Source organism: Aurantiacibacter zhengii (assembly GCF_003584125.1).
GTDB classification, from domain to species: Bacteria; Pseudomonadota; Alphaproteobacteria; order Sphingomonadales; family Sphingomonadaceae; genus Alteraurantiacibacter; species Alteraurantiacibacter zhengii.
The window spans coordinates 493,459-512,991 of sequence record NZ_QXFL01000002.1 but is presented as its reverse complement, the minus strand read 5'-3'; the positions used below and the strand labels follow the sequence as shown (position 1 = coordinate 512,991).

Sequence of the window (19,533 nt, the reverse complement as noted above, 5' to 3'; positions counted from 1 at the left end):
CAGGCTTATGACGCCTGCCATCTTCAGCCTGTCCGGCCTCGAACTGACCGAGGACGAGCGCGCCTTCTTCGCGGAGGCGCAGCCTGCGGGCTACATCCTGTTCGGACGAAACGTCAAAAACCGCAAGCAGCTGCGGGCGCTGACAGATTCCCTGCGCACTTTGCACGGGCGCGATGATCTGCTCATCTCCATCGACCAGGAGGGCGGAAGGGTATCGCGCATGAAGCCGCCGGAATGGGACGCCTATCCCGCGCCGGGGCGGTTCGCCCAGCTCTTCGATATTGCCCCCGCCAGCGCGATCCAGGCCATTCGTGCCAATGCGCAGCTGCTGGCGCTGGACCTTGCCGAGGTGGGCATCACCGTGGACTATCACCCGGTGCTCGATATCCCTGCCGAGGGCGCACATGACGTGATCGGAGACCGCGCGCTGGGCCGCGATCCGATGCAGGTGGCAGCGCTGGGGCGAGCCACGCTGGACGGGCTGGCGCGGGCCGGGGTCGTGGGCTGCATCAAGCACATGCCGGGCCATGGGCGCGCCACGGTCGACAGCCACAAGGATCTGCCCATCGTGGAGGCTGGCGAGGACGAACTTGCCACCGACATCGCGCCCTTTGCCAAGCTCTCGGACGCGCCGATGGCGATGACCGCGCACATCCGCTTCACCGCCTGGGATGCTGCCAATCCGGCGACGCAGAGCGAATTCGTCATTGCGGAGATCATCCGCAAGCGCATCGGCTTCGACGGGCTGCTGCTGTCGGACGATATCGACATGCAGGCGCTCGATGGCACGATTCCCGAACGCTCGGCACGCGCGGTGGCGGCGGGATGCGACCTCGTGCTCAACTGCTGGGGCAAGATGGACGACATGGTCGGCTCTGCCGAAATCTTGCCCGCCATGTCCGATGCGACGCGCAAGCGGCTGGACCGCGCAATGTCAGGCGCGGGCAAGATTGCCGACGATACGCCGCGCGGGGAACTGCTCGCCGCACGGGACTCGTTTCTCGCCCTGGTGGGAGTGCGGGCATGAGCGCGATGGACGAGGGCAGCCTGATCGATGCCGCCGAAGCCGGGGGTGGCCCCGGGGAAGAATGGCACGGCATCGCAGCACCCGGCACGACCGATTCCAGCGCGCTATATATCGAACTGGAGAACTGGGAAGGCCCGCTGGACCTGCTGCTGGACCTTGCCCGGCGGCAGAAGGTGGACCTCAAGTCGATCTCCATCCTGGCGCTGGTGGACCAGTACATCGATTACATCGAGCAGGCCGAGGCGCTGAAGCTGGAGATCGCCGCCGATTATCTGGTGATGGCAGCCTGGCTGGCCTACCTCAAGTCCGCGCTGCTGCTGCCCAAGGAGGAACAGGAAGACCCGTCCCCCGAAGAACTGGCATTGAGGCTGCAGCTCCGCATTGCCCGGCTTGGCGCCATGCGCGAGGCCGGTGCCCGGCTGATGGCGCGGGACAGGGTGGGGCGCGACGTGTTCTCTCGCGGTTCACCCGAGGGCCTGCGCACGCTGCGCAACAACGTGTGGCAGTGCAACTGGTACCAGCTTGTGCACGCTTACGGGCAGGTGAAGCTGCGCACGGAACCTGTGGTGCACATGGTGGCCAACCGCCCGGTGATGACGCTGGATTCCGCGCTCAACCGAGTCAGCGCCATGCTGGGTGTCTCGCTGGACTGGATGGAATTGCGGACCTTCCTTCCCGGCGATGCCGAGCCGCGGCTGAAAAAGTCGGCCCTCGCCAGCAGCTTTCTGGCCGCGCTGGAACTGGCCAAGCAGGGCAAGGCGGAGATTCGCCAGGAAGAGACCTTCGGTCCCCTCCACCTGCGACGGGTGAAAGCCGATGCCTGACAATGGGCCTGACAGCGCCGACGATCTGGCGCGGGCGGTGGAGGCCTGCCTGTTCGCCGCAGAGGAGCCGCTGACCCGCGAGCAGATCTCCGCGCATCTGGGCGATGCCGACGTGAAGGATGCCCTGGCTTTCCTGCAGGAGCACTATGCGAAGCGCGGCATACACCTGGTGGAGCGGGGCAAGCGCTGGTCGTTCCAGACCGCGCCGGACCTTGCCCACATCCTGCGGCGGGAGAAGGACCAACTGCGGCGCCTCAGCCGCGCGGCAACCGAGGTTCTTGCAATCATTGCCTACCACGAGCCGGTCAGCCGCGCCGAGATCGAGGCAATTCGCGGCGTGCAGACCAGCGGCGGCACGCTGGACGTGCTGATGGAAGCAGGCTGGGTGCGTGTGGCCGGCCGCCGGGAGGTGCCGGGAAGGCCGGTGATCTACGCCACGACTCCGGAGTTCCTCAGCCACTTCGGCCTCGAAAGCCGCAAGGACCTGCCGGGTCTTGCCGAGCTCAAGGCATCGGGCTTGCTCGATCCCGTCGACGATGCTTACGAAGACCTGATGGAAGAGAAAGCCGCCGCGAAGGCCGAGGCCCAGGAAGACGCGGCAACGGACGGGCAGGAAGACGCGTGGGACGAGGCGGAAGCCCCGGAAGACGAATCCCGTGCGGTGACGCTGGAAAATCCCGAAGAAAGCGCCTAGACTCCATTCTCAAGGATTTCGGAGAATATTCGTGGGTAGCATTGGACCATTCCAGATTTTGATCATCGCACTGGTGATCCTGGTGCTGTTCGGCCGTGGCCGGATCAGCGAGATGATGGGCGATTTCGGCAAGGGCGTGAAAAGCTTCCGCAAGGGGCTGAACGACGAGGATAACGCTGCCGAGGAGGCGAAGCCTTCCGCGCGTATCGAAGGCCCCTCTCACGAGGCGAAACCCGCTGGCGAAACGGTCGAGAGCGCTCCGGCAGCCACCGGCGACAAGACCGCCTCCTAACCTTCTGACAAGCGAGCGCCGCTGAGCCATGTTCGATATCGGCGCAACCGAATTGTTGCTGATCATTGTTGTGGCGATCCTTGTGATCGGCCCCAAGGACATGCCGCTGGCCATGCGAACGGCTGGCCGGTGGATCGGCAAGATTCGCAAGCTCTCCGGCCATTTCCGCACCGGTCTGGATGCCATGGTGCGCGAGGCGGAGATGGAGGACATGGAGAAGAAGTGGAAAGCGCAGAACGAGAAGATCATGCGCGAGCATCCGGAAGGCGTTCCTGGGCAAATGGAGCCGACCGGTGCCTATCCCCCGGAAAAGGCCGCTGAACTGAAGCGGTTGGCGCAGGAAAAGTCCGCCGCGAACGAAAAGGCAGCTTCGGCAGAGGCCAAGGCACCTGCCACGCCGGCAGGGAAGCCTGCTGCGAGCGAGGCGGAGAAGTCCCCCGGTGCAGCCGACGAGCCATCGAAGGGCGAGGGCTGATGGCGTTCAAGATATCCGATCTGGATGACACCCAGGCGCCGCTGATGGAGCACCTGATCGAGCTGCGCGGACGGCTGGTGAAAGCGGTGCTTGCTCTGGCCGTGGCCTTTGCCGTGTGCCTGTATTTCGCCGACGATATCTTCGGTATCCTCGTGCGGCCGCTGACCGAAAGTTTCGGAGAGGGTAACGGACGGCTTGTCTATACCCAGCTTTACGGCGCGTTCTTCGTGGAGATCAAGGTCGCGCTGTTCGCGGCCTTCTTCGTCAGTTTCCCGATCATCGCCAACCAGTTGTGGGCCTTTGTCGCGCCGGGTCTTTACGCGCGGGAGAAGCGCGCCTTCCTGCCGTTCCTGATCGCCACCCCGGTGCTTTTCACCATGGGCGCGTGTCTTGCCTATTTCGTGGTCATGCCGCTCGCCTTCCCTTGGTTCCTGGGTTTCCAGGGCAATATCGGCGGGATCGACGCCGAAGCACTGCCGGAAATGGGCGAATACCTCGACCTGGTGATGCGCTTCATCCTCGCTTTCGGGATTAGCTTCCTGCTGCCGGTGCTGCTGATGCTGCTCAACCGTGCAGGGCTGGTCTCGCGCGATCAGCTTGTTTCCGCGCGCAGGTACGTGATCGTGCTCGTGGTGGCTCTGGCCGCTGTCGTAACGCCGCCGGACGTGATTTCGCAGCTCGTGCTCGCTGGCCCGCTGCTGTTCCTGTTCGAAGGTTCGCTGGTCCTGATGAAGATCACCGAACGCCGCGATGCGCAGCGCAAGGAGGAAGAGGCGGCTGCCGATGAAGATAGCGCTGAGGCCGCTCCTGTGTCAGACGACAAGCAGGACTGAAACCCGGCGCGTTGGCGCTTTCCTCGCACGGAGTTCATGCACAAAAAGAAACGGGGCCGTAAACGACCCCGTTTCGAAAACTTGGCTGTCTCGCCAGCTTACGGGCTGGTGGGCAGGTCTTCGTCATCACCGCCGGTGGCGATAACGACGCTAGCAACGATCAGGCCGAGAGCAGCGATACCGAGCAGGATGTAGCTGCCGCCATCATCGTCGCCGCCCAGACGCTCTGCATTCTGGAATTCAGCGGCAGCGCGCTGAGCCATGTCGCTTTGTGCCAGAACAGGCGTGGCAACCAGCGCCACACCGGCGGCGAGGGTTGTAAAAAGCTTCTTCGTCATCTGTTCGGTACCTCAAAAATTCGAATCCGTGCGCCTTATTGCCCACATCGAACGTGAAATGCAAAGGCGATCAGCAAAAAATTGCCATTCTCCGCTGAAAGTGTTGCGCGTATATGACGCTAATCCAATGCGAAATCGTAAACGCGTTGGCCGGCAATCCACGTTTCCAGAACCCGGATATCGCGAATCTGCTGGGGGGAGGCCATCAGGGGATCCGCGCTCAGCATCACGAAATCGGCGCGCTCGCCTTCCGCTAGGCTGCCGAACCTTCCTTCAGCGAAGCCGGCATAGGCCGCGCCAGCCGTATAGGCCGCCAGCGCCTGTTCGCGGGTGATCGTCTCTTGCGGGCGCCATCCACCGGCGGGTTCGCCGTCCGCATTGGTGCGGCTGATGGCAACGGCAAGACCGGCCAGCGGGTCCACCGGTTCGACGGGCGCATCGGTGCCGAAGGCCAGCGTTCCTCCTGCCTCGAGGATGGATCGCCAGGCATAGGCGCCGCCCAGCCTGCCTGCGCCCAGCCGCGCTTCTGCCATGAACATGTCGCTGGTCTGGTGCACCGGCTGCATCGAGGCGATGATTCCGTGACGGCCAAAGCGCGGCAGGTCCGCCGGATCGACGATCTGCGCGTGTTCGATGCGCCAGCGGTGGTCGCCCGTGTAATCGCCTGACAGTTCCTCGATCGCCTGCAGCGCGTCGCGGTTGGCAGCATCGCCGATAGCGTGAACCGCGACCTGGAACCGGTCGAGCGCGGCACGGCTCATCAGGTTGCGCAGCTGCGTGCCCGAAAGCAGCGGCAGGCCGCGATTGCCGTGATCGTCTTCGTAGTCGGCGTTGAGCAGCGCGCCGCGCGAACCCAGCGCCCCGTCGAGATAGAGCTTCACGCCGTTGAGGCGCAGGCGATCCTCGTAGAGCCACTGCGTAGGGCCGGGTCCGCCGATCAGCAGCATGGAATCGACACTGTCGGCATAGGACATCACACGCACCTGCAACCGTCCGGCGTCACCGGCACGGCGGAAGGTCATCCAGTCCTCGACCGTGGTGCCCATGTCGGCCACGGCGGTGATCCCGTGGCGCAGCAGCAGCGACTGCGCATTGTGCAGCGCCAGGTCGCGATCTTCCGGCAGGGGCGGGGGGACGGCGTCGTTCACCAGCGGCATGGCCGCATCCACCAGCACGCCCGAAGGGGCGCGGCTTCCGGCGGCGCGTTCGATCCGGCCACCAGAGGGATCGGTTGTGGCGGCGGTCACGCCGCCCGCTTCGAGAGCCTTCGTATTCGCCCAGCCGGCGTGTCCGTCCACCCGTTCCAGCCACACGGGGCGGTCGGGCACGACCGCATCCAGCTCGGCGGCGGTGGGAAAGCGGCCAAGACCCCAGCGTTCCTGATTCCAGCCACGCCCGATGATCCATGGCCGGTCCGGGTAGGCGGCGGCATAGGCGGCAATGCGCGAGAGCGCCTCGTCCAGCGAGTTGGTCTGGGACAGGTCCAGCACCAGCGTGCCGAGCCCCAGGCCCATCAAGTGAAGATGCCCGTCCACGAAGCCGGGCACCACGACCCGTCCTTCGCCATCGACGCGGTATTCGATATCGCGCGTGGGGCGATCCCCGAAATCGAGCAGTTCGGAAATGCGGCCGTCCTCGTCCACGACCATGCCCGCGAAGCGATCTATCGAACCGTCGCGGTTGACCGAGATGCCTTCGATATTGTCGATGTGCGTATCGGCGAGGGCGGGGGTGGCCGCCAGCAGCGCGGCCACGATTGCGCTGCCGCGAAGAATTATCGGGCGAATGTTCATTCCGCCCCCTCCGGCAGGTGACGGATCAGGGCGCTGGTGTCCTGCCGCGCGCCGCCGTTCGCCTGCACCTGGGCATAGAACTGGTCGACCAGCGCGGTGACAGGCAGCGAGACGCCCACTTCCCTGCCCTGGGTCATGGCGATGGCCAGGTCCTTGCGCATCCAGTCGATTGCGAAACCGAAATCGAATTCGCCTTTGACCATGGTCGGCCAGCGGTTTTCCATCTGCCAGCTTTGCGCCGCGCCGCCGCTGATGGCTTCGAGGACCTTGTCGGTATCGACACCGCTCGCTTGGGCCAGCCGCACGCCTTCCGAAAGACCCGCCAGGACACCCGCGATGCAGACCTGGTTCACCGCCTTGCATGCCTGCCCCGCACCGGCATCGCCGACAAGGACGATGCGCGCTGAGTAGGCCTCCATTACCGGGGTCGCCGCCGCCATCGCCTCTTCGGATCCGCCGCACATGATCGCCAGCTTGCCGTTTTCCGCGCCCGCCTGTCCGCCCGATACCGGAGCATCCACACACAGGACGCCGTGGCTCGAAGCGGCTTCGGCTAGTTCGCGCGCCAGGGCGGGGGAAACGGTGGTGTGATCGACGAAGGTCGCGCCGCGTTTCATCGCCGCCAGAACGCCACCGTCCCCCAGCAACACCGCGCGCACGTCGTCATCGTTGCCGAGGCAGGCGAGAACCACGTCGCAGTCCGTCACGGCCTCCACCGGGGTTGCGGCGGTGGCGACATCCAGGTTTTCCTTGCGCATGCGTTCATGCCAGCGGGCGCTTTTCGCAGCGGTGCGGTTGTAAGCGATGACCTTGTGGCCGTCACGGGCGAGATGGCCTGCCATCGGCCCGCCCATTACGCCAAGGCCGAGGAAAGCGACTTTCAATTGGTTTGTGTTCATGGCGCGCAGCGATGCCCAATCTGGGCGCGGATAGCAATTGCCGGGGGCAATCTTTGTCAGCGAAAGGGCAACGCCCTATTTCCACGCGCGCGCCCTTGGGCTAGGCGCTCGTGCCATGACGGGAACAGACCAGAGCCTAGCCACCAGCCTGACGCTGGAAGATGTGCGTGCCGCTGCCGAGCGTATCAAGGGCGCCGTAGTGCGCACGCCGACCATGCATTCGCAGACCTTGTCGAAGATCATGGGCGCGGAAATCTGGCTGAAATTCGAGAACCACCAGTTCACCGCCGCCTACAAGGAACGCGGCGCGCTGAACGCGCTGCTGCTGCTGAGCGACGAACAGCGCCGCCGCGGTGTCATTGCCGCTTCGGCAGGCAACCATTCGCAGGGTCTTTCCTATCACGGTACGCGGCTGGACGTGCCCGTCACCATCGTGATGCCGCGCACCACGCCGACCGTGAAGATCATGCAGACCGAAAGCGTGGGCGGCAACGTGGTGCTGGAAGGCGAGACGTTCGACGATGCCTATGCTCATGCGCGCAAGCTGGAAAAGGAGATGGGCCTTACCTTCGTCCATCCGTTCGACGATCCGCACGTTGCCGCCGGGCAGGGCACCGTGGCGCTGGAAATGTTCGAGGATGCGCCGGACATCGAAACAATCGTCGTCCCCATCGGCGGCGGAGGCCTGATCAGCGGCATGGGCACCGTCGCCAAGGCGCAAGGCCGGCCGATCGAGGTGGTGGGTGCCGAAGCGCGGCTGTACCCCAGCAGCTATAACGCATGGGCTGGCACGGATCTTCCCTCGGGCGGGGATACGCTGGCAGAGGGCATCGCCGTGAAGGAGCCGGGCAAGTTCACCCAGAAGGTGATCCGCCAGGTGGTGGACGAAATCCTGCTGGTGGAGGAGCGCCACCTGGAAGAGGCGGTCTCGCTGCTGCTGCAGATCGAGAAAACCGTCGTGGAAGGTGCGGGATCTGCGGGTCTCGCCGCAGTGCTGGCCCACCGCGAACGGTTCGCGGACAAGAAGATCGGCCTGGTGCTGTGCGGGGGCAATATCGATACCCGCCTGCTGGCGAACGTGCTGCTGCGCGACCTCGCCCGCTCGGGCCGCCTGGCGCGCCTGCAGATCACCCTGCAGGATCGCCCCGGCGCCCTGTTCAGGGTGATGGGAGAATTCGAGCGTCACAACGTCAACATCCTGGAAATCTATCACCAGCGCATTTTCACCAATCTGCCCGCCAAGGGCCTGGTGACCGATATCGAGTGCGAGGCGCGCGACCGTGAGCAGCTGGACGCACTGGTCGCCGCGCTGACGGAAAAGGGTTATTCGGTCAGCCAGGTGGAACTGAACTAACGCGACAGGATGACCCGTTACGGGTCGTTAACCGCACGCACGACGCTATTTGTGGAAATTAATCCTACGAATGGCGATTTATATGGTTAACATGGTTCAATACGCGATTCCCGCCGGTCATAAGGTGGGGAAACCGCATGCGTCGAACCGCGTTCCATTCTGAACGCCAGCAAAGAGGATCGCCCAGCCAAGTGACGGCACCCGTACGCTTCCCCCGCTTTTTCGTGACCAGCCCTGCGCCGTGTCCGTACCTGCCGGGGCGGACGGAGCGTAAGGTCTTCACCGAGCTGAAAGGCCCGCATGCCGAGCAGCTCAACGATGCGCTGGGCCGCATCGGGTTCCGTCGCAGCCAGACCGTCGCCTATCGCCCGAGCTGCGAGGGCTGCAAGGCGTGTGTCTCGGTGCGCGTGGCGGCAACCGAGTTCAAGCCATCCAGCTCGCAGAAGCGGGCGATGAAGGCGAACGCCGATCTCGTCGTCACCGAATGCCGTCCCTGGGCGACCGAGGAGCAGTTCGCCCTGCTGCAACGCTATCTGGAACATCGTCATCCGGGCGGCGGAATGGCCGCCATGGACGAGGTGGACTATGCCGACATGGTCGAACACACCAGCGTGTCCAGCTTTGTCATTGAATACAGGGAACCTTCTGACGATGGCTCCGTTGGTCGGCTGGTCGCGGCTTGCCTGACAGACAGGCAGGCGGACGGGTTGTCGATGATCTACAGCTTCTACGACCCTGAACTGGAGCATCGTAGCGGGCTTGGGAACTACGTCATCCTCGAACACATCAAGCGGGCCTGTGAAACCGGCTTGCCCTTCGTCTACCTCGGCTACTGGGTCGAGGGGTCGGAGCGCATGCAGTACAAGGTCCGCTTCCGCCCGCTCGAGGCCCTTGGCCCCGACGGCTGGCGACGCATGTCCGAAAATGAACAGCGCCAGCTTATCGAAGGTGTTGCAAAGGGTTCTTGCGCGCGCGCTCCTGCGACCGATGGAGGGTCGAAGGACAACACGCCGGGCCTGCAGGAGGAATACAAGCTCACCTGAGCTTCTTGGCATGATTGCCCCCAATTCCAGAAAGACCGGCACCGCGATGGCTGCCGCACTGGCGCTGCTGGCCAGCCCGTTCGCGCAGCCCGCGGCTGCGCAGGAACGGCAGGACACGCCCAGCCTCGAGGACCTGATCCCCGATGCAGCGGTCGACAATCCCGAGGAATGGGCATCGCAAGGCGTCCCCGCTTCGGACGAGGCCGATGTCGATGCGCAGGTTCCGCTGGAAGCCGACGCGCCACTTGCCGAAATGCCGATGATCACGGTGCCCTGGCCCGAAGATATCGACCTTCCGCAGATCGCGCCGCTCGAACCGGCGGAGCAGGAGATCGAGTTCGTCCAGTTCGAGGATCAGATCCCGCGCACGGTTGCCGGCAGCGAGGAACGTCTGTCGGACGAGCTGGTGCTGGTCTTCCCCAACGATACCGCCCTGTTCCCGCAGCGCGACGAGTTCCTGGAGCGGTTCGAATCCCTTTCCACGGTCGAGGAATACGACGACGATGGCAATATCGCCCGCCTCGCCGTGCAGGCGCGCGAGGATGAGGCGCTGCTGGGCGAATTGCTGCGCGTCTACGGCTATTTTGATGCCCAGTTGCAGCGCTCGGTCGGCAATGTGCAGACAAGCGTCGAGGCGGACGTCGATCCGCCTGCCGTGCGCTTCGATATCATTCCCGGAAATCGCTATACAGTAGGGGCGATCGATCTCGGCAATCTGCGCGCGGCGGGCGACCAGTACGATGCCCTGCGCCGCGCATACGATATCCAGGTCGGCGATCCCATCTCGCTCGATACGATCGAGGCCGAGCAGTTCGACCTCGACCGGGCACTGGGCGAAAGCGGCTTCCCCTTCGCCACGATCGACGCGCCATCGTTGCTGGTGGACCATGACCGCGACGAGGGCGATATCAGCATGCCGGTGGAACCGGGCGGCCGCTATCGCCTTGGCGAAGTCATCAGTTCCGATCCCGATTTCCTTTCCAGCAGCCATCTCACCCAGATTGCCCGCTGGGACCAGGGCGACATCTATCGCCGAAGCGACGAGATGGATCTGCGCCGCGCCATGCTGGCGACCGGCCTTCTCGGCTCGGTCGAGCTGACGCCGGTCGTCGTGCAGGAACCGACCGCCACCGAACCGGGCGTGGTCGATATCCAGGCCGACATGACGCAGGCCCCGCTTCGCACGATTGCCGGCAGCATCGGCTTCGGTACGGAAGAAGGCATCCGGCTGGAAGGAAGCTGGGAACACCGCAACCTATTCCCGCCGGAAGGCATGCTGCGCGTGCGCGGCATCGCAGGTACGCAGGAACAGCTGGCGGGCGTCACTTTCCGCAAGAACAACTTCCGCGGGCGCGACCGCATCCTGACGGTGGACGCTTTCGCCTCCACCATCGACTACGACGCCTACGACGCACGCACCGCCTCGCTGATCGGCACTTACGAGCGTGTCAGCACCCTGCTGTTCCAGAAGGCTTTCAGCTGGTCCGTCGGTGTGGAACTGGTGGCTACGCAGGAAAGCGAGCGCGCTGCCGATGGCCGAGACCTGGCGCGAGAAACCTATTTCATCGCCGCGCTGCCGCTTTACGCCCAGCTCGACAATTCGGACGACCTGCTCGACCCGACCGAGGGCTGGCGCCTGTCGGGCCGCGTCTCGCCGGAAATTTCCGATAACGAAGGCGTGCAGAGCTTCTACGTCCGCAGCCAGGTCGATGCCTCCTACTACCAGAGCGTGGGAGAGAACACCGTGCTGGCGGGCCGCGTGCGGGTGGCCAGCATTCCCGGCGCGCCGCTGGCAGCCATCGCGCCATCGCGCAGGCTCTATGCCGGCGGCGGCGGATCGGTGCGCGGTTATGGCTATCGCCAGATCGGCCCGCTGAACAACACCGGCGATCCGCTGGGCGGTCGCAGCCTGGTGGAAGTCTCCGCCGAGGCGCGCATCGGCACCGGTTTCATGGATGGCGCGATCAGCGTCGTGCCGTTCATCGATGCCGGCTCGGTCGGGCTTGATCCGACGCCCGATTTCAACACCATCAAGTACGGCGCGGGCGTGGGTGTTCGCTACGATACCGGTTTCGGTCCGCTGCGCCTTGACGTGGCGTTCCCGCTCAACCCCGGTCCCAACGACAGCTGGATTGCCGTCTACGTCGCGCTGGGCCAGGCTTTCTGATGGCCGACGCGGATACCATGGACGACGCGCCGGAAGAGAACACCGAGGCGCACGCGAAAGGGCGCAAGCGCCGTATTCCGATCCGTATCCTGAAAGGGATCGGTTGGGTGCTTGCCGCGCTGCTGGGCCTTGTCCTGCTGGTCGTCGCATTCCTCCACACGCCGCCGGGCCGCCAGTTCATCGTCGACCAGATCAGCAAGGTGGCCCCTGCGTCGGGCCTTCGGGTCGAAGTGGGCGAGATCGACGGTTCGGTGCTGTGGAGCAGCACGTTCCACGATGTGAAGCTGTACGACGCGAACGACACGCTATTTTTGGAAGTGCCGACGATAGACCTCAACTGGCGCCCGCATCGCTGGTTCACCAGCGGGCTCGACGTGCGTCACCTGGTGCTGACCAACGGCACGCTCTATGCCGCGCCGGAACTCAATCCCGGCGATCCCGACGCGCCGATCCTTCCCGATTTCGATATCCGCGTTGATCGTTTCGTGATCGACAACTTGACCGTGGCCGAAGGGCTGCTGGGTGAGCAGCGCACCATCAACTTCGCCGCCGAGGCGGATATCCGCGATGGCCTGGTCTACCTCGATGCCGATGGCCATTTCGGCGGCGGGGACGAATTTGCCGCGCTGATCCACGCAGAACCCGATGGCGATCGCTTCGATCTTGCCCTCAACTGGCAGGCCCCCGAAGGCGGCTTCCTGGCGGCCATGGTGGGTGCGGAGGAAGACCTCGCCATCACGCTGGAAGGCGACGGTAGCTGGAACTCTTGGCAGGGCGACCTACTGGCGACCCAGGGTGGCCGCGAGCTGCTCGACTTCGACCTTTACAACGAAAGCGGCCAGTATCGCATCGTCGGCCAGGCGCAGCCAGGCGCCTACGTCGAAGGGTTGCCCGCACGCGCCCTGGGTGAAACGGTCTCGCTATCGGCAGCGGGAACGCTGGTGGATTCGGTCCTGGAAGGCAATTTCATGCTGCGCGCGCGCGGTGTGAATGCCGATGGCCAGGGCACGATCGACCTTGCCGATAACGCGTTTCGCGATTTCGACATCGCCGCGCAACTGCTCGACGCGACGCTGTTTTCTCCCGATGTCGCGCTGAACGGACTTGAACTGCAAGGCACGCTGAATGGCCCGTTCCGTGAACTGACCATGCCGCACACCCTGACGGTGGACGAGATCGATGCGAGCGGGATCGTCGTCTCCAACGTCGCCCAGCAGGGCACGCTCACCTTCGACGGTACACGGGTCACGGTGCCGGTGGATGCCGCCATCGGGCGTATCGTGAGCGGCAACGAACTGTTCGATCCGCGCCTCGTCAATGGCAGTCTCGATGGTACCATCGTCTATGCCGGGAACGAGATCCTGTCCGAAAACCTGGCGGTACAGTTCCGCGGCCTGCGCGCCCGGCTGGGCCTCAACAGCAATCTCGACACCGGGCTGACGCGGGTAAGCGGGCCGGTGAACATCGCCGACCTCGCTTTCGATGGCGTGGGCACGGTGGATGCCGCCGCGCAGATCCGCTTCCGTATCGGCGGAGACGCGCCGTGGATGCTGCGCGCGGAACTGCAGGGCCGCGTGGACCAGGTGACGAACGAGACGATCACCACGGTGGCCGGCGAGAACATCCGCTTCGACGGCGGCATCGCACTGGGCGGGGAAATGCCGCTGGCGTTCAATGCGCTCTCGATCAACGCGACCAAGCTGACGGCAACGCTCGACGGGCGCGTGGATGACGGCGGCACCAGTGTCGTGGGCAGCGGCAGGCATACCGAGTACGGTCCCTTTACTATCGAGGCGACGCTGGCCGATGACGGCCCCTACGTCGAACTGGTGCTGGCCGATCCTCTCCCCGCGGCGGGCCTTGCCGATGTGCGGGTGAGCATCTCGCCCTCCGGCGACGGATTTGCGATCGAGACGCAGGGCATGTCCACCCTGGGCGAATTCAGCGGCGAACTCGGTTTCATCACCCGCGAGGACGGCACTTCGGCGATCCGCATTGACCGGCTGGACGTGGCCGACACGCGCGTCAGCGGCACGCTTGACCTTGTCGATGGCGGCGTTGCGGGCACGCTCGACGTGGGTCGCGGCGGACTGGACGGGACGATCGACCTGGCCGTGCGCGACGGTGGGCAGGGCTTCGATATCGACCTGGTGGCAGACGGCGCGCGCTTTGGCGGGGCAACGCCGATCATGATCGCGAGCGGCACCGTGGATGCCAGCGGCTTGATCGCGGAAGGCAACACCACGATCACGGGCAATGCCAACCTTCAAGGCCTGTCTTACGGCAACCTGTTCATCGGCCGCCTTGCCGCCCAGGCAGAGATCGTGAATGGGAGCGGCACATTCGATGCAGCGCTCACGGGCTCTCGCGGCAGCCGCTTCGAATTGCTGGTGAACGGCCAGATCGCGCCGGAGCGGATCGCCGTGGCGGTGGATGGTTCATACGCCGGCCGCGACATTTCCATGCCGCGCCGTGCCGTGCTGCTGGCCCGCGACGATGGCGGCTGGGAACTCCAGCGCTCGCAACTGTCGTACGGCGATGGCTTCATCGTCGCGAGCGGCAGCTTCGGGGGCGAAGGCGCTCCAGAGGGCCGCATTGCGCTCAACGACATGCCGTTGAGCCTGGCTGGCGCACTCTCGGGCGATCTTGGTCTTGGCGGGGAAATCTCCGGCGTGATCGAAATGCGGGCGGGATCGAACGGCCTGCCGGTGGGCCAGGCGCGGCTGATGATCGACGATCTCACGCGGTCCAGCTCGCTGCTGACATCCGAACCGATGGACATCGCCCTGGTCGCCGAGCTTTCGGAAAACGACCTGGAAGCCCGCGCGGTGATGAACCACAACGGCTCCGCCGATGGCCGCCTGCAGGCGCGGATCGCCAACCTTTCGCAGAGCGGCGCCCTGATGGACCGGCTCTATAATGGCGACCTCAACGCCCAGTTCCGCTTCAACGGTTCGGCTGCCTCGCTCTGGCGTCTTGCTGCTATCGACCTGCTCGACGTGACGGGTGACATAGCGGTGGCCGCGAACGTGCGCGGCACGCTGGGCAATCCCCAGGTACGCGGATCGATGTCGGGCGATGCCCTGCGTATCCGCAGCGGCCTGACCGGCACCGATATCACCGGGGTTGAAGCACGCGGCACCTTCACCGGTTCGCGCCTCGCGATCACCCGTTTTGCGGGCACCGCGCCCAATGGCGGGCGTGTGTCGGGCAGCGGCTTTGTCGACCTGTCGGATATCTCCGCAGAGCGCGGTCCGCAGATCGATCTGCGCATCGCTGCGCGTAACGCCGAGATCCTCGACCTCGAGAACATGGGCGCGACCATCACCGGCCCGCTGCGGATTATCTCCAACGGGGTAGGCGGCACGATTGCCGGCCGCCTGGAAGCCACCAGCGCCCGCTGGTCGCTCGGCAGCTCGGAAGTGCTGGCGGAATTGCCGAATGTTCGCGTGACCGAGATAAATCGCCCCGCCGACCTCGCCCCTGCCGCCGCCGCGACGCAGCCGTGGCGCTTCCTGATCGACGTGCGCGCCCCCGGCGGAATCCGCGTCGACGGCATGGGTCTCGATAGCGAGTGGCGCACCGAGAACCTGCTGCTGCGCGGCACGACCGAAGATCCGCGTGTCGGTGGCTCTGTTTCCATCGTGCCGCGACAGGGTTTCTATTCCTTCGCCGGAACGCGCTTCGAAATCACCCGCGGCGAGATCGACTTCGATCAGGCCGTGCCGATCGATCCGCGCATCGACCTGACAGCTGCGACCGACGTCAACGGCATTTCCGTCGAAGTCGACGTGAGTGGCAATGCCAGCCAGCCGGAGATCACGTTCTCCTCCACCCCGGCACTGCCGGAAGAGGAGCTGCTGGCACGTCTGCTGTTTGGCGGGTCGATCACCGACCTTTCCGCCACCGATGCGCTGCAACTGGGCGCGGCTGTCGCCAGCCTGCGCGGCGGTGGAGGCACCGGCCCGATCAACCAGCTACGCGATGCCATCGGTCTAGATCGCCTGCGCATCATCGGCGCAGACCCCGCCCTGGATCGCGGCACGGCGGTGGCGCTGGGCAAGAACTTCGGTCGCCGCTTTTACGTGGAAATCATCACCGACGGGGCGGGCTACAACGCCACCGAACTGGAGTTCCGCGTTACCAGCTGGTTGAACCTGCTGGCCACCGTCAGCACCATCGGGCGGCATCAGGCGGCGGCGGAGTACCGGCGGGATTACTAGCAGGACCCGCGCATGACAAAAAGGGGCGGCCCATGCAGGCCGCCCCCTTTTACTTCTCGATGTTCCGGATCGGCGTCAGCCGGGCGCGTCGAGCGATTTCAGAACGCCATCGACCGGGAAGACAGAGCCATTTGCCCCGCTCATGCCGGCACCCGATACGCGTGCCCGGCTGCCATCGGAAGATGCGATGACGAGCGTATCGCCGTCCTCTGTAAAGGTCAGCGTGTTCGATCCCATGGTTTGCATTTCCACCGAACCGCCCGAGCTTTCCACCGCGCCGACTATGTCCGCGCGTGTCAGGAAACCCGGCACGATGTGCTCACGCAGGATTGCCACCCGGGCAGCCTGCGCCTCCTCGCCTTCCAGCGGGATGTCCTGCGCGGCGAAGGCTTCGTCAGTGGGGGCGAACACCGTGTAAGGGGCATTGCCGTCGAAAACGCTTTGCAAGCCCGTATCACCAAGGATTTCGGCTGTGGTCGAAAGGTCCGGGCTATCGTCGATCAGCGCGGCCAGCGTTTCACTTCCGATCTCGCCGCTCGCACTCGCATCATCGGCAGGTGCATCCCCGCCGCAGGCTGCCAGCGCCAAGAGGCTGCACGCCGCAAGGGCGGACAGGATGGTGTGTTTCTTCATGGTTCCCGTTCCTCTCAGATCAGCAGTTCGATGGCGGCCGCAACAAGTCGCGTTTCCGGATCGATCTCGTAAACGTAGCCATCGTTGTAACGGTACATGGCACCGGGCCGGTCGTAATACTGGTCACGGTAGCTGTAGGGCACGTTGTACACGTCATAACCGCGCGGCATCTGCTGGCCGACGGTGAAATCGCTGCCCGTGAGCAGCGCGGCAATGGATGTAATGGCGGAGGTTTGCGGATCCATCCGGTAGACCACATTATCGGCATAACGATAGCGATCCGGGCCGCTGAGACCGTAGTAGTCCTCGTAATAGCGGGGCACGCGGGAATAGCGGTAGTCGTCCGGCCAGATATTGCCGATGGACAAGGCTCCGCCCAGCAGCGGGATATATCCGGAGATACCACCCCCGCTGCCCAGCCTTAGCAGGTAGCCGTCGTCGTAGTAATAATCGCCGCGGCGGTCACCGAACAGTCCGCCAAGGCCCCACCAGTCGGGGGAATAGCGGCTGTAGCGATAGCGATCCTGTTGCCGCGCAAGGCCGGGCGGGCGGCAGCCGTTGTATTTCTTGGCAAGGCCAGGAGGGCAACCGTCGGCTACCTGCGTAGACACGCGGCGGAAGTCGCGGAAATCGCCGAAGTCGTAGTCCCGTCTGTCGTCGTAACGCACGCGTGTATCCACAGTGCCGCGATTGTTGCTGGCGTTGTTTGCGCGGTTGCCGTTGTTGCCATTGTTGCCGCGATTTCCGTTGCCATTGGCCACCGGCGGGCCACCCCGATTGTCGTTCCCGTTACCGCGAGCGACAGGAGGTCCGCCTCGATCGGCATTGCCGGCGTTACCGTTGCCGGCATTACCGTTGCCGTTGTTGCCGTTACCGCGCGCCTGGGGCTCAGAACCGCCACCGCGATTGCCGCGCGCTTCCATCTGCGCGTTGCCGCCGTTGCCACGATTGGCCCCGCGATTGCCGTTGCCGTTGCCATTTCCGGGGTTGGACGGGCCGGCCTGTTCGGGCGGTCCGCCCCGGTTTCCGTTTCCGTTTCCGTTACCATTCCCATTACCATTCCCCTGCGCCAGCGCGGGCGTGGCGGCAAGGGCTATGGCCGAGAGTGAAGCTATCCAAAGTTTCATCGCATATTCCTCTTCGACACGGGAAACGGCGAAGTTCGGCGGCTGGTTCCTCATTTTAGTTAACGCGTGCCGCGCCGGTACAACGCTTCTTCGGCGGCGCGGCGGCGGGCGAGGCCTTTCATCACGCGTCCCCCGGCGTAACGCCAGCGGGTAAATTCGCGCGCCGCGCCCTCGAAATCGCCTGCCTTGTGCTTGCGGGTGAGCGTGGCGGTGGCAATCGCACCGGTGTTGTAATGGAAGCTGACGAGGGCATCGAACTGCTGCCGGGTTACGGGCGCATCGCCCAGCGCGAGGGTGACTTCGCGGGCATAACAATCAAGATCCGCCTCCAGCCGCGCGTCGCAGGCGTCCTGCGTCCACACGGTGCCCGGGCCAATGCCGGGACCCGTCGCGCCCCAGCCGATGGTCCAGGGCGCACCACCGGTGCCGGGATCGGGATAGGCCTCCACCATTCCGTCGCGCCGCTTCCTGGCGCAGCCTTCAAAGCGCTTGATAAGGGCGATCCCGTCTGCGCCGATCGTCATGGGAGAGGGAGAACCTGGAACACCTGGAACACAGTCCTGGGGCAGGAAATCGGCGGCATCGTCGATGCGCGCTACCTCGCACTGGGTCAGCGGGCGATCAAGGATGCGGCGGATGGTGTCGAACAGCGGTTTGCGGGTCATGGTATTGATCTTTCCTGCAGTGAATCGGGCGGCGGCGCTAGGTCCGTTGCCGGACTGTAGGAAAGAGGGGGATGTAAAGAGCTCTTGACTGACAAGAGTTCTTTACAGTAAAGAGCTCTTTACAGGCAGTCAGGATGATTCGGTGAACAACCGCGTAAAGGAACACCGCGAAGGGCACGGCTGGAGCCAGGGCGAACTGGCCCGGCGGCTGGGCGTTTCGCGGCAGACCATCAACGCGGTCGAAACCGACAAGTACGATCCCAGCCTGCCGCTGGCATTGCGCATGGCGAAGCTTTTCGAAGTGGGCGTGCCTGATCTTTTTATCGACGACTGGACACCGGAGGCGGAGTAATGGACATGGCTATAAGCGACAAACCCAAGAGCAAGACCCGCAAGATGATCGTGTCGCTGTGCGTAGGCGGCGCGGCGGGCTTCCTTGCCGCGATGGGCTTCATGGAACTGGTGGAAAGCGGCACGCTGGGCGAGTTCACCGCCTCGCAGGAAATCGCCGGGCTGGTTGGCATAATCTACGTCCTCACCGCCTTTGCGGTGGGTGTGGGATTGGTAAACCCCTCGCTGGGCGCCCGTTTCCTGAACGTGGAGGATGCCGACGAACTGCGCGAGCAGCACCGTGCGCTGTCGTGGAGTGCGGGGGGTATGATTGCGCTGGGCCTTGCGCTGCTGCTGGCCGCAGTGGGTACTCCAGGTGGGCCGGTTTCCGCCGTGGTCGTACTGGTGGGCGTGATTGTCCTTGTGGGATTTGCCTGGTTCGCCGGATCGCGCCAGCGTCGCCATACGGACGAACTGATGAAAAGCGTTTCTGGCGAGGCCACGTCTGCGGCCTTTTACCTTGTCGTCCTGATCGGCGGCGGCTGGGCACTGCTGGCCCACGTCGACCGTGCGCCTGCGCCCGCTCCGCTGGACTGGCTGACGATGTTCGCCGGCTTCATGATGCTGTCGTGCTTCATCGTTGCGGGCAAGAGAGGGATGCTGAAGCAGCGGTAAGCCTTCTCTTACCCACACACAAAGAGGGCCGCCCGGTTTCCCGAGCGGCCCTTTTTTCGACAACTACTGATTCTCCGCTCCTTTTCGGTCGTTTGACGACCGCAAGCGCGAACGCGCGCCCGCAGCGAAGCGAGGAAGCGA

At 64.6% G+C, this 19,533-nt stretch carries 18 protein-coding genes; 12 read left to right on the top strand and 6 right to left on the bottom strand.

Translation table 11 applies throughout. The annotated features are described in order from the left end of the window. Window positions 1–7 precede the first annotated feature (7 nt). Genes nagZ through tatC form a run of 6 tightly spaced genes read left to right on the top strand, consistent with a single transcriptional unit; the run spans window position 8 to window position 4,145 of the window. Window positions 8–1,027: a beta-N-acetylhexosaminidase gene (gene nagZ / locus D2V07_RS06095; RefSeq protein WP_119585735.1), complete on the top strand. Its 1,020-nt coding sequence runs from the start codon at window positions 8–10 to the stop codon at window positions 1,025–1,027. Between the two features lie 5 nt (window positions 1,028–1,032). Beyond that, window positions 1,033–1,851 (top strand): segregation and condensation protein A, encoded by an 819-nt coding sequence (locus D2V07_RS06090; protein WP_119586121.1) that lies wholly within the window; start codon window positions 1,033–1,035, stop codon window positions 1,849–1,851. After that, window positions 1,844–2,545: an SMC-Scp complex subunit ScpB gene (scpB, locus tag D2V07_RS06085; protein ID WP_119585734.1), complete on the top strand. Its 702-nt coding sequence runs from the start codon at window positions 1,844–1,846 to the stop codon at window positions 2,543–2,545. The genes D2V07_RS06090 and scpB overlap by 8 nt, the downstream gene beginning before the upstream one ends. A gap of 31 nt (window positions 2,546–2,576) precedes the next feature. Continuing rightward, on the top strand, window positions 2,577–2,837 hold the full coding sequence (gene tatA / locus D2V07_RS06080; RefSeq protein ID WP_119585733.1) for a twin-arginine translocase TatA/TatE family subunit: 261 nt from the start codon (window positions 2,577–2,579) through the stop codon (window positions 2,835–2,837). A gap of 28 nt (window positions 2,838–2,865) precedes the next feature. Continuing rightward, a complete protein-coding gene (gene tatB / locus D2V07_RS06075) occupies window positions 2,866–3,312 on the top strand; it encodes a Sec-independent protein translocase protein TatB (protein WP_119585732.1) in 447 nt (148 codons plus the stop codon). Next, window positions 3,312–4,145: a twin-arginine translocase subunit TatC gene (gene tatC, locus D2V07_RS06070; protein WP_119585731.1), complete on the top strand. Its 834-nt coding sequence runs from the start codon at window positions 3,312–3,314 to the stop codon at window positions 4,143–4,145. Before tatB ends, tatC begins: the two co-directional genes overlap by 1 nt. A gap of 98 nt (window positions 4,146–4,243) precedes the next feature. Here the strand turns inward: tatC and D2V07_RS06065 are convergent, their stop codons facing one another. The 3 genes from D2V07_RS06065 to D2V07_RS06055 form a co-directional block, all read right to left on the bottom strand. Then, entirely contained in the window at window positions 4,244–4,483 is a 240-nt protein-coding gene (locus D2V07_RS06065; RefSeq protein WP_119585729.1) for a hypothetical protein, read from the bottom strand. Window positions 4,484–4,602: 119 nt separating this feature from the next. Further along, entirely contained in the window at window positions 4,603–6,276 is a 1,674-nt protein-coding gene (locus D2V07_RS06060; protein WP_119585727.1) for an amidohydrolase, read from the bottom strand. Further along, the gene (locus tag D2V07_RS06055) at window positions 6,273–7,175 is read right to left on the bottom strand and encodes an NAD(P)-dependent oxidoreductase (protein ID WP_119585725.1); all 903 of its coding nucleotides are present in this window, start codon (window positions 7,173–7,175) and stop codon (window positions 6,273–6,275) included. Before D2V07_RS06055 ends, D2V07_RS06060 begins: the two co-directional genes overlap by 4 nt. Before the next feature lie 115 nt (window positions 7,176–7,290). On the opposite strand from D2V07_RS06055, the gene D2V07_RS06050 reads away from it, so the two are divergent. From D2V07_RS06050 to D2V07_RS06035, 4 genes are all read left to right on the top strand, one after another. Further along, the gene (locus D2V07_RS06050) at window positions 7,291–8,529 is read left to right on the top strand and encodes a threonine ammonia-lyase (protein WP_119585723.1); all 1,239 of its coding nucleotides are present in this window, start codon (window positions 7,291–7,293) and stop codon (window positions 8,527–8,529) included. A 191-nt stretch (window positions 8,530–8,720) separates the two neighbouring features. Further along, window positions 8,721–9,572 carry an arginyltransferase gene (locus tag D2V07_RS06045; RefSeq protein WP_119585721.1) on the top strand — a complete coding sequence of 284 codons (852 nt, stop codon included), beginning with the start codon at window positions 8,721–8,723 and terminating at the stop codon, window positions 9,570–9,572. 10 nt (window positions 9,573–9,582) lie between these two features. Continuing rightward, window positions 9,583–11,739 carry an autotransporter assembly complex protein TamA gene (locus D2V07_RS06040; protein ID WP_233548265.1) on the top strand — a complete coding sequence of 719 codons (2,157 nt, stop codon included), beginning with the start codon at window positions 9,583–9,585 and terminating at the stop codon, window positions 11,737–11,739. Beyond that, entirely contained in the window at window positions 11,739–15,962 is a 4,224-nt protein-coding gene (locus D2V07_RS06035) for a translocation/assembly module TamB domain-containing protein (protein ID WP_119585719.1), read from the top strand. Before D2V07_RS06040 ends, D2V07_RS06035 begins: the two co-directional genes overlap by 1 nt. 75 nt (window positions 15,963–16,037) lie before the next feature. Here the strand turns inward: D2V07_RS06035 and D2V07_RS06030 are convergent, their stop codons facing one another. From D2V07_RS06030 to D2V07_RS06020, 3 genes are read right to left on the bottom strand one after another with little or no spacing between them, the layout of a single operon-like run. Continuing rightward, window positions 16,038–16,595 carry a fasciclin domain-containing protein gene (locus D2V07_RS06030; protein WP_119585717.1) on the bottom strand — a complete coding sequence of 186 codons (558 nt, stop codon included), beginning with the start codon at window positions 16,593–16,595 and terminating at the stop codon, window positions 16,038–16,040. A 14-nt stretch (window positions 16,596–16,609) separates the two neighbouring features. Next, window positions 16,610–17,722, bottom strand: a complete 1,113-nt coding sequence (locus D2V07_RS06025; protein WP_147366914.1) for a hypothetical protein — start codon at window positions 17,720–17,722, stop codon at window positions 16,610–16,612. Window positions 17,723–17,781: 59 nt separating this feature from the next. After that, window positions 17,782–18,387 (bottom strand): lysozyme, encoded by a 606-nt coding sequence (locus D2V07_RS06020; RefSeq protein ID WP_119585713.1) that lies wholly within the window; start codon window positions 18,385–18,387, stop codon window positions 17,782–17,784. Window positions 18,388–18,529: 142 nt separating this feature from the next. On the opposite strand from D2V07_RS06020, the gene D2V07_RS06015 reads away from it, so the two are divergent. After that, a complete protein-coding gene (locus tag D2V07_RS06015; protein ID WP_119585712.1) occupies window positions 18,530–18,739 on the top strand; it encodes a helix-turn-helix transcriptional regulator in 210 nt (69 codons plus the stop codon). A gap of 5 nt (window positions 18,740–18,744) precedes the next feature. After that, window positions 18,745–19,392, top strand: a complete 648-nt coding sequence (locus D2V07_RS06010; protein WP_147366913.1) for a hypothetical protein — start codon at window positions 18,745–18,747, stop codon at window positions 19,390–19,392. Window positions 19,393–19,533 lie beyond the last annotated feature (141 nt).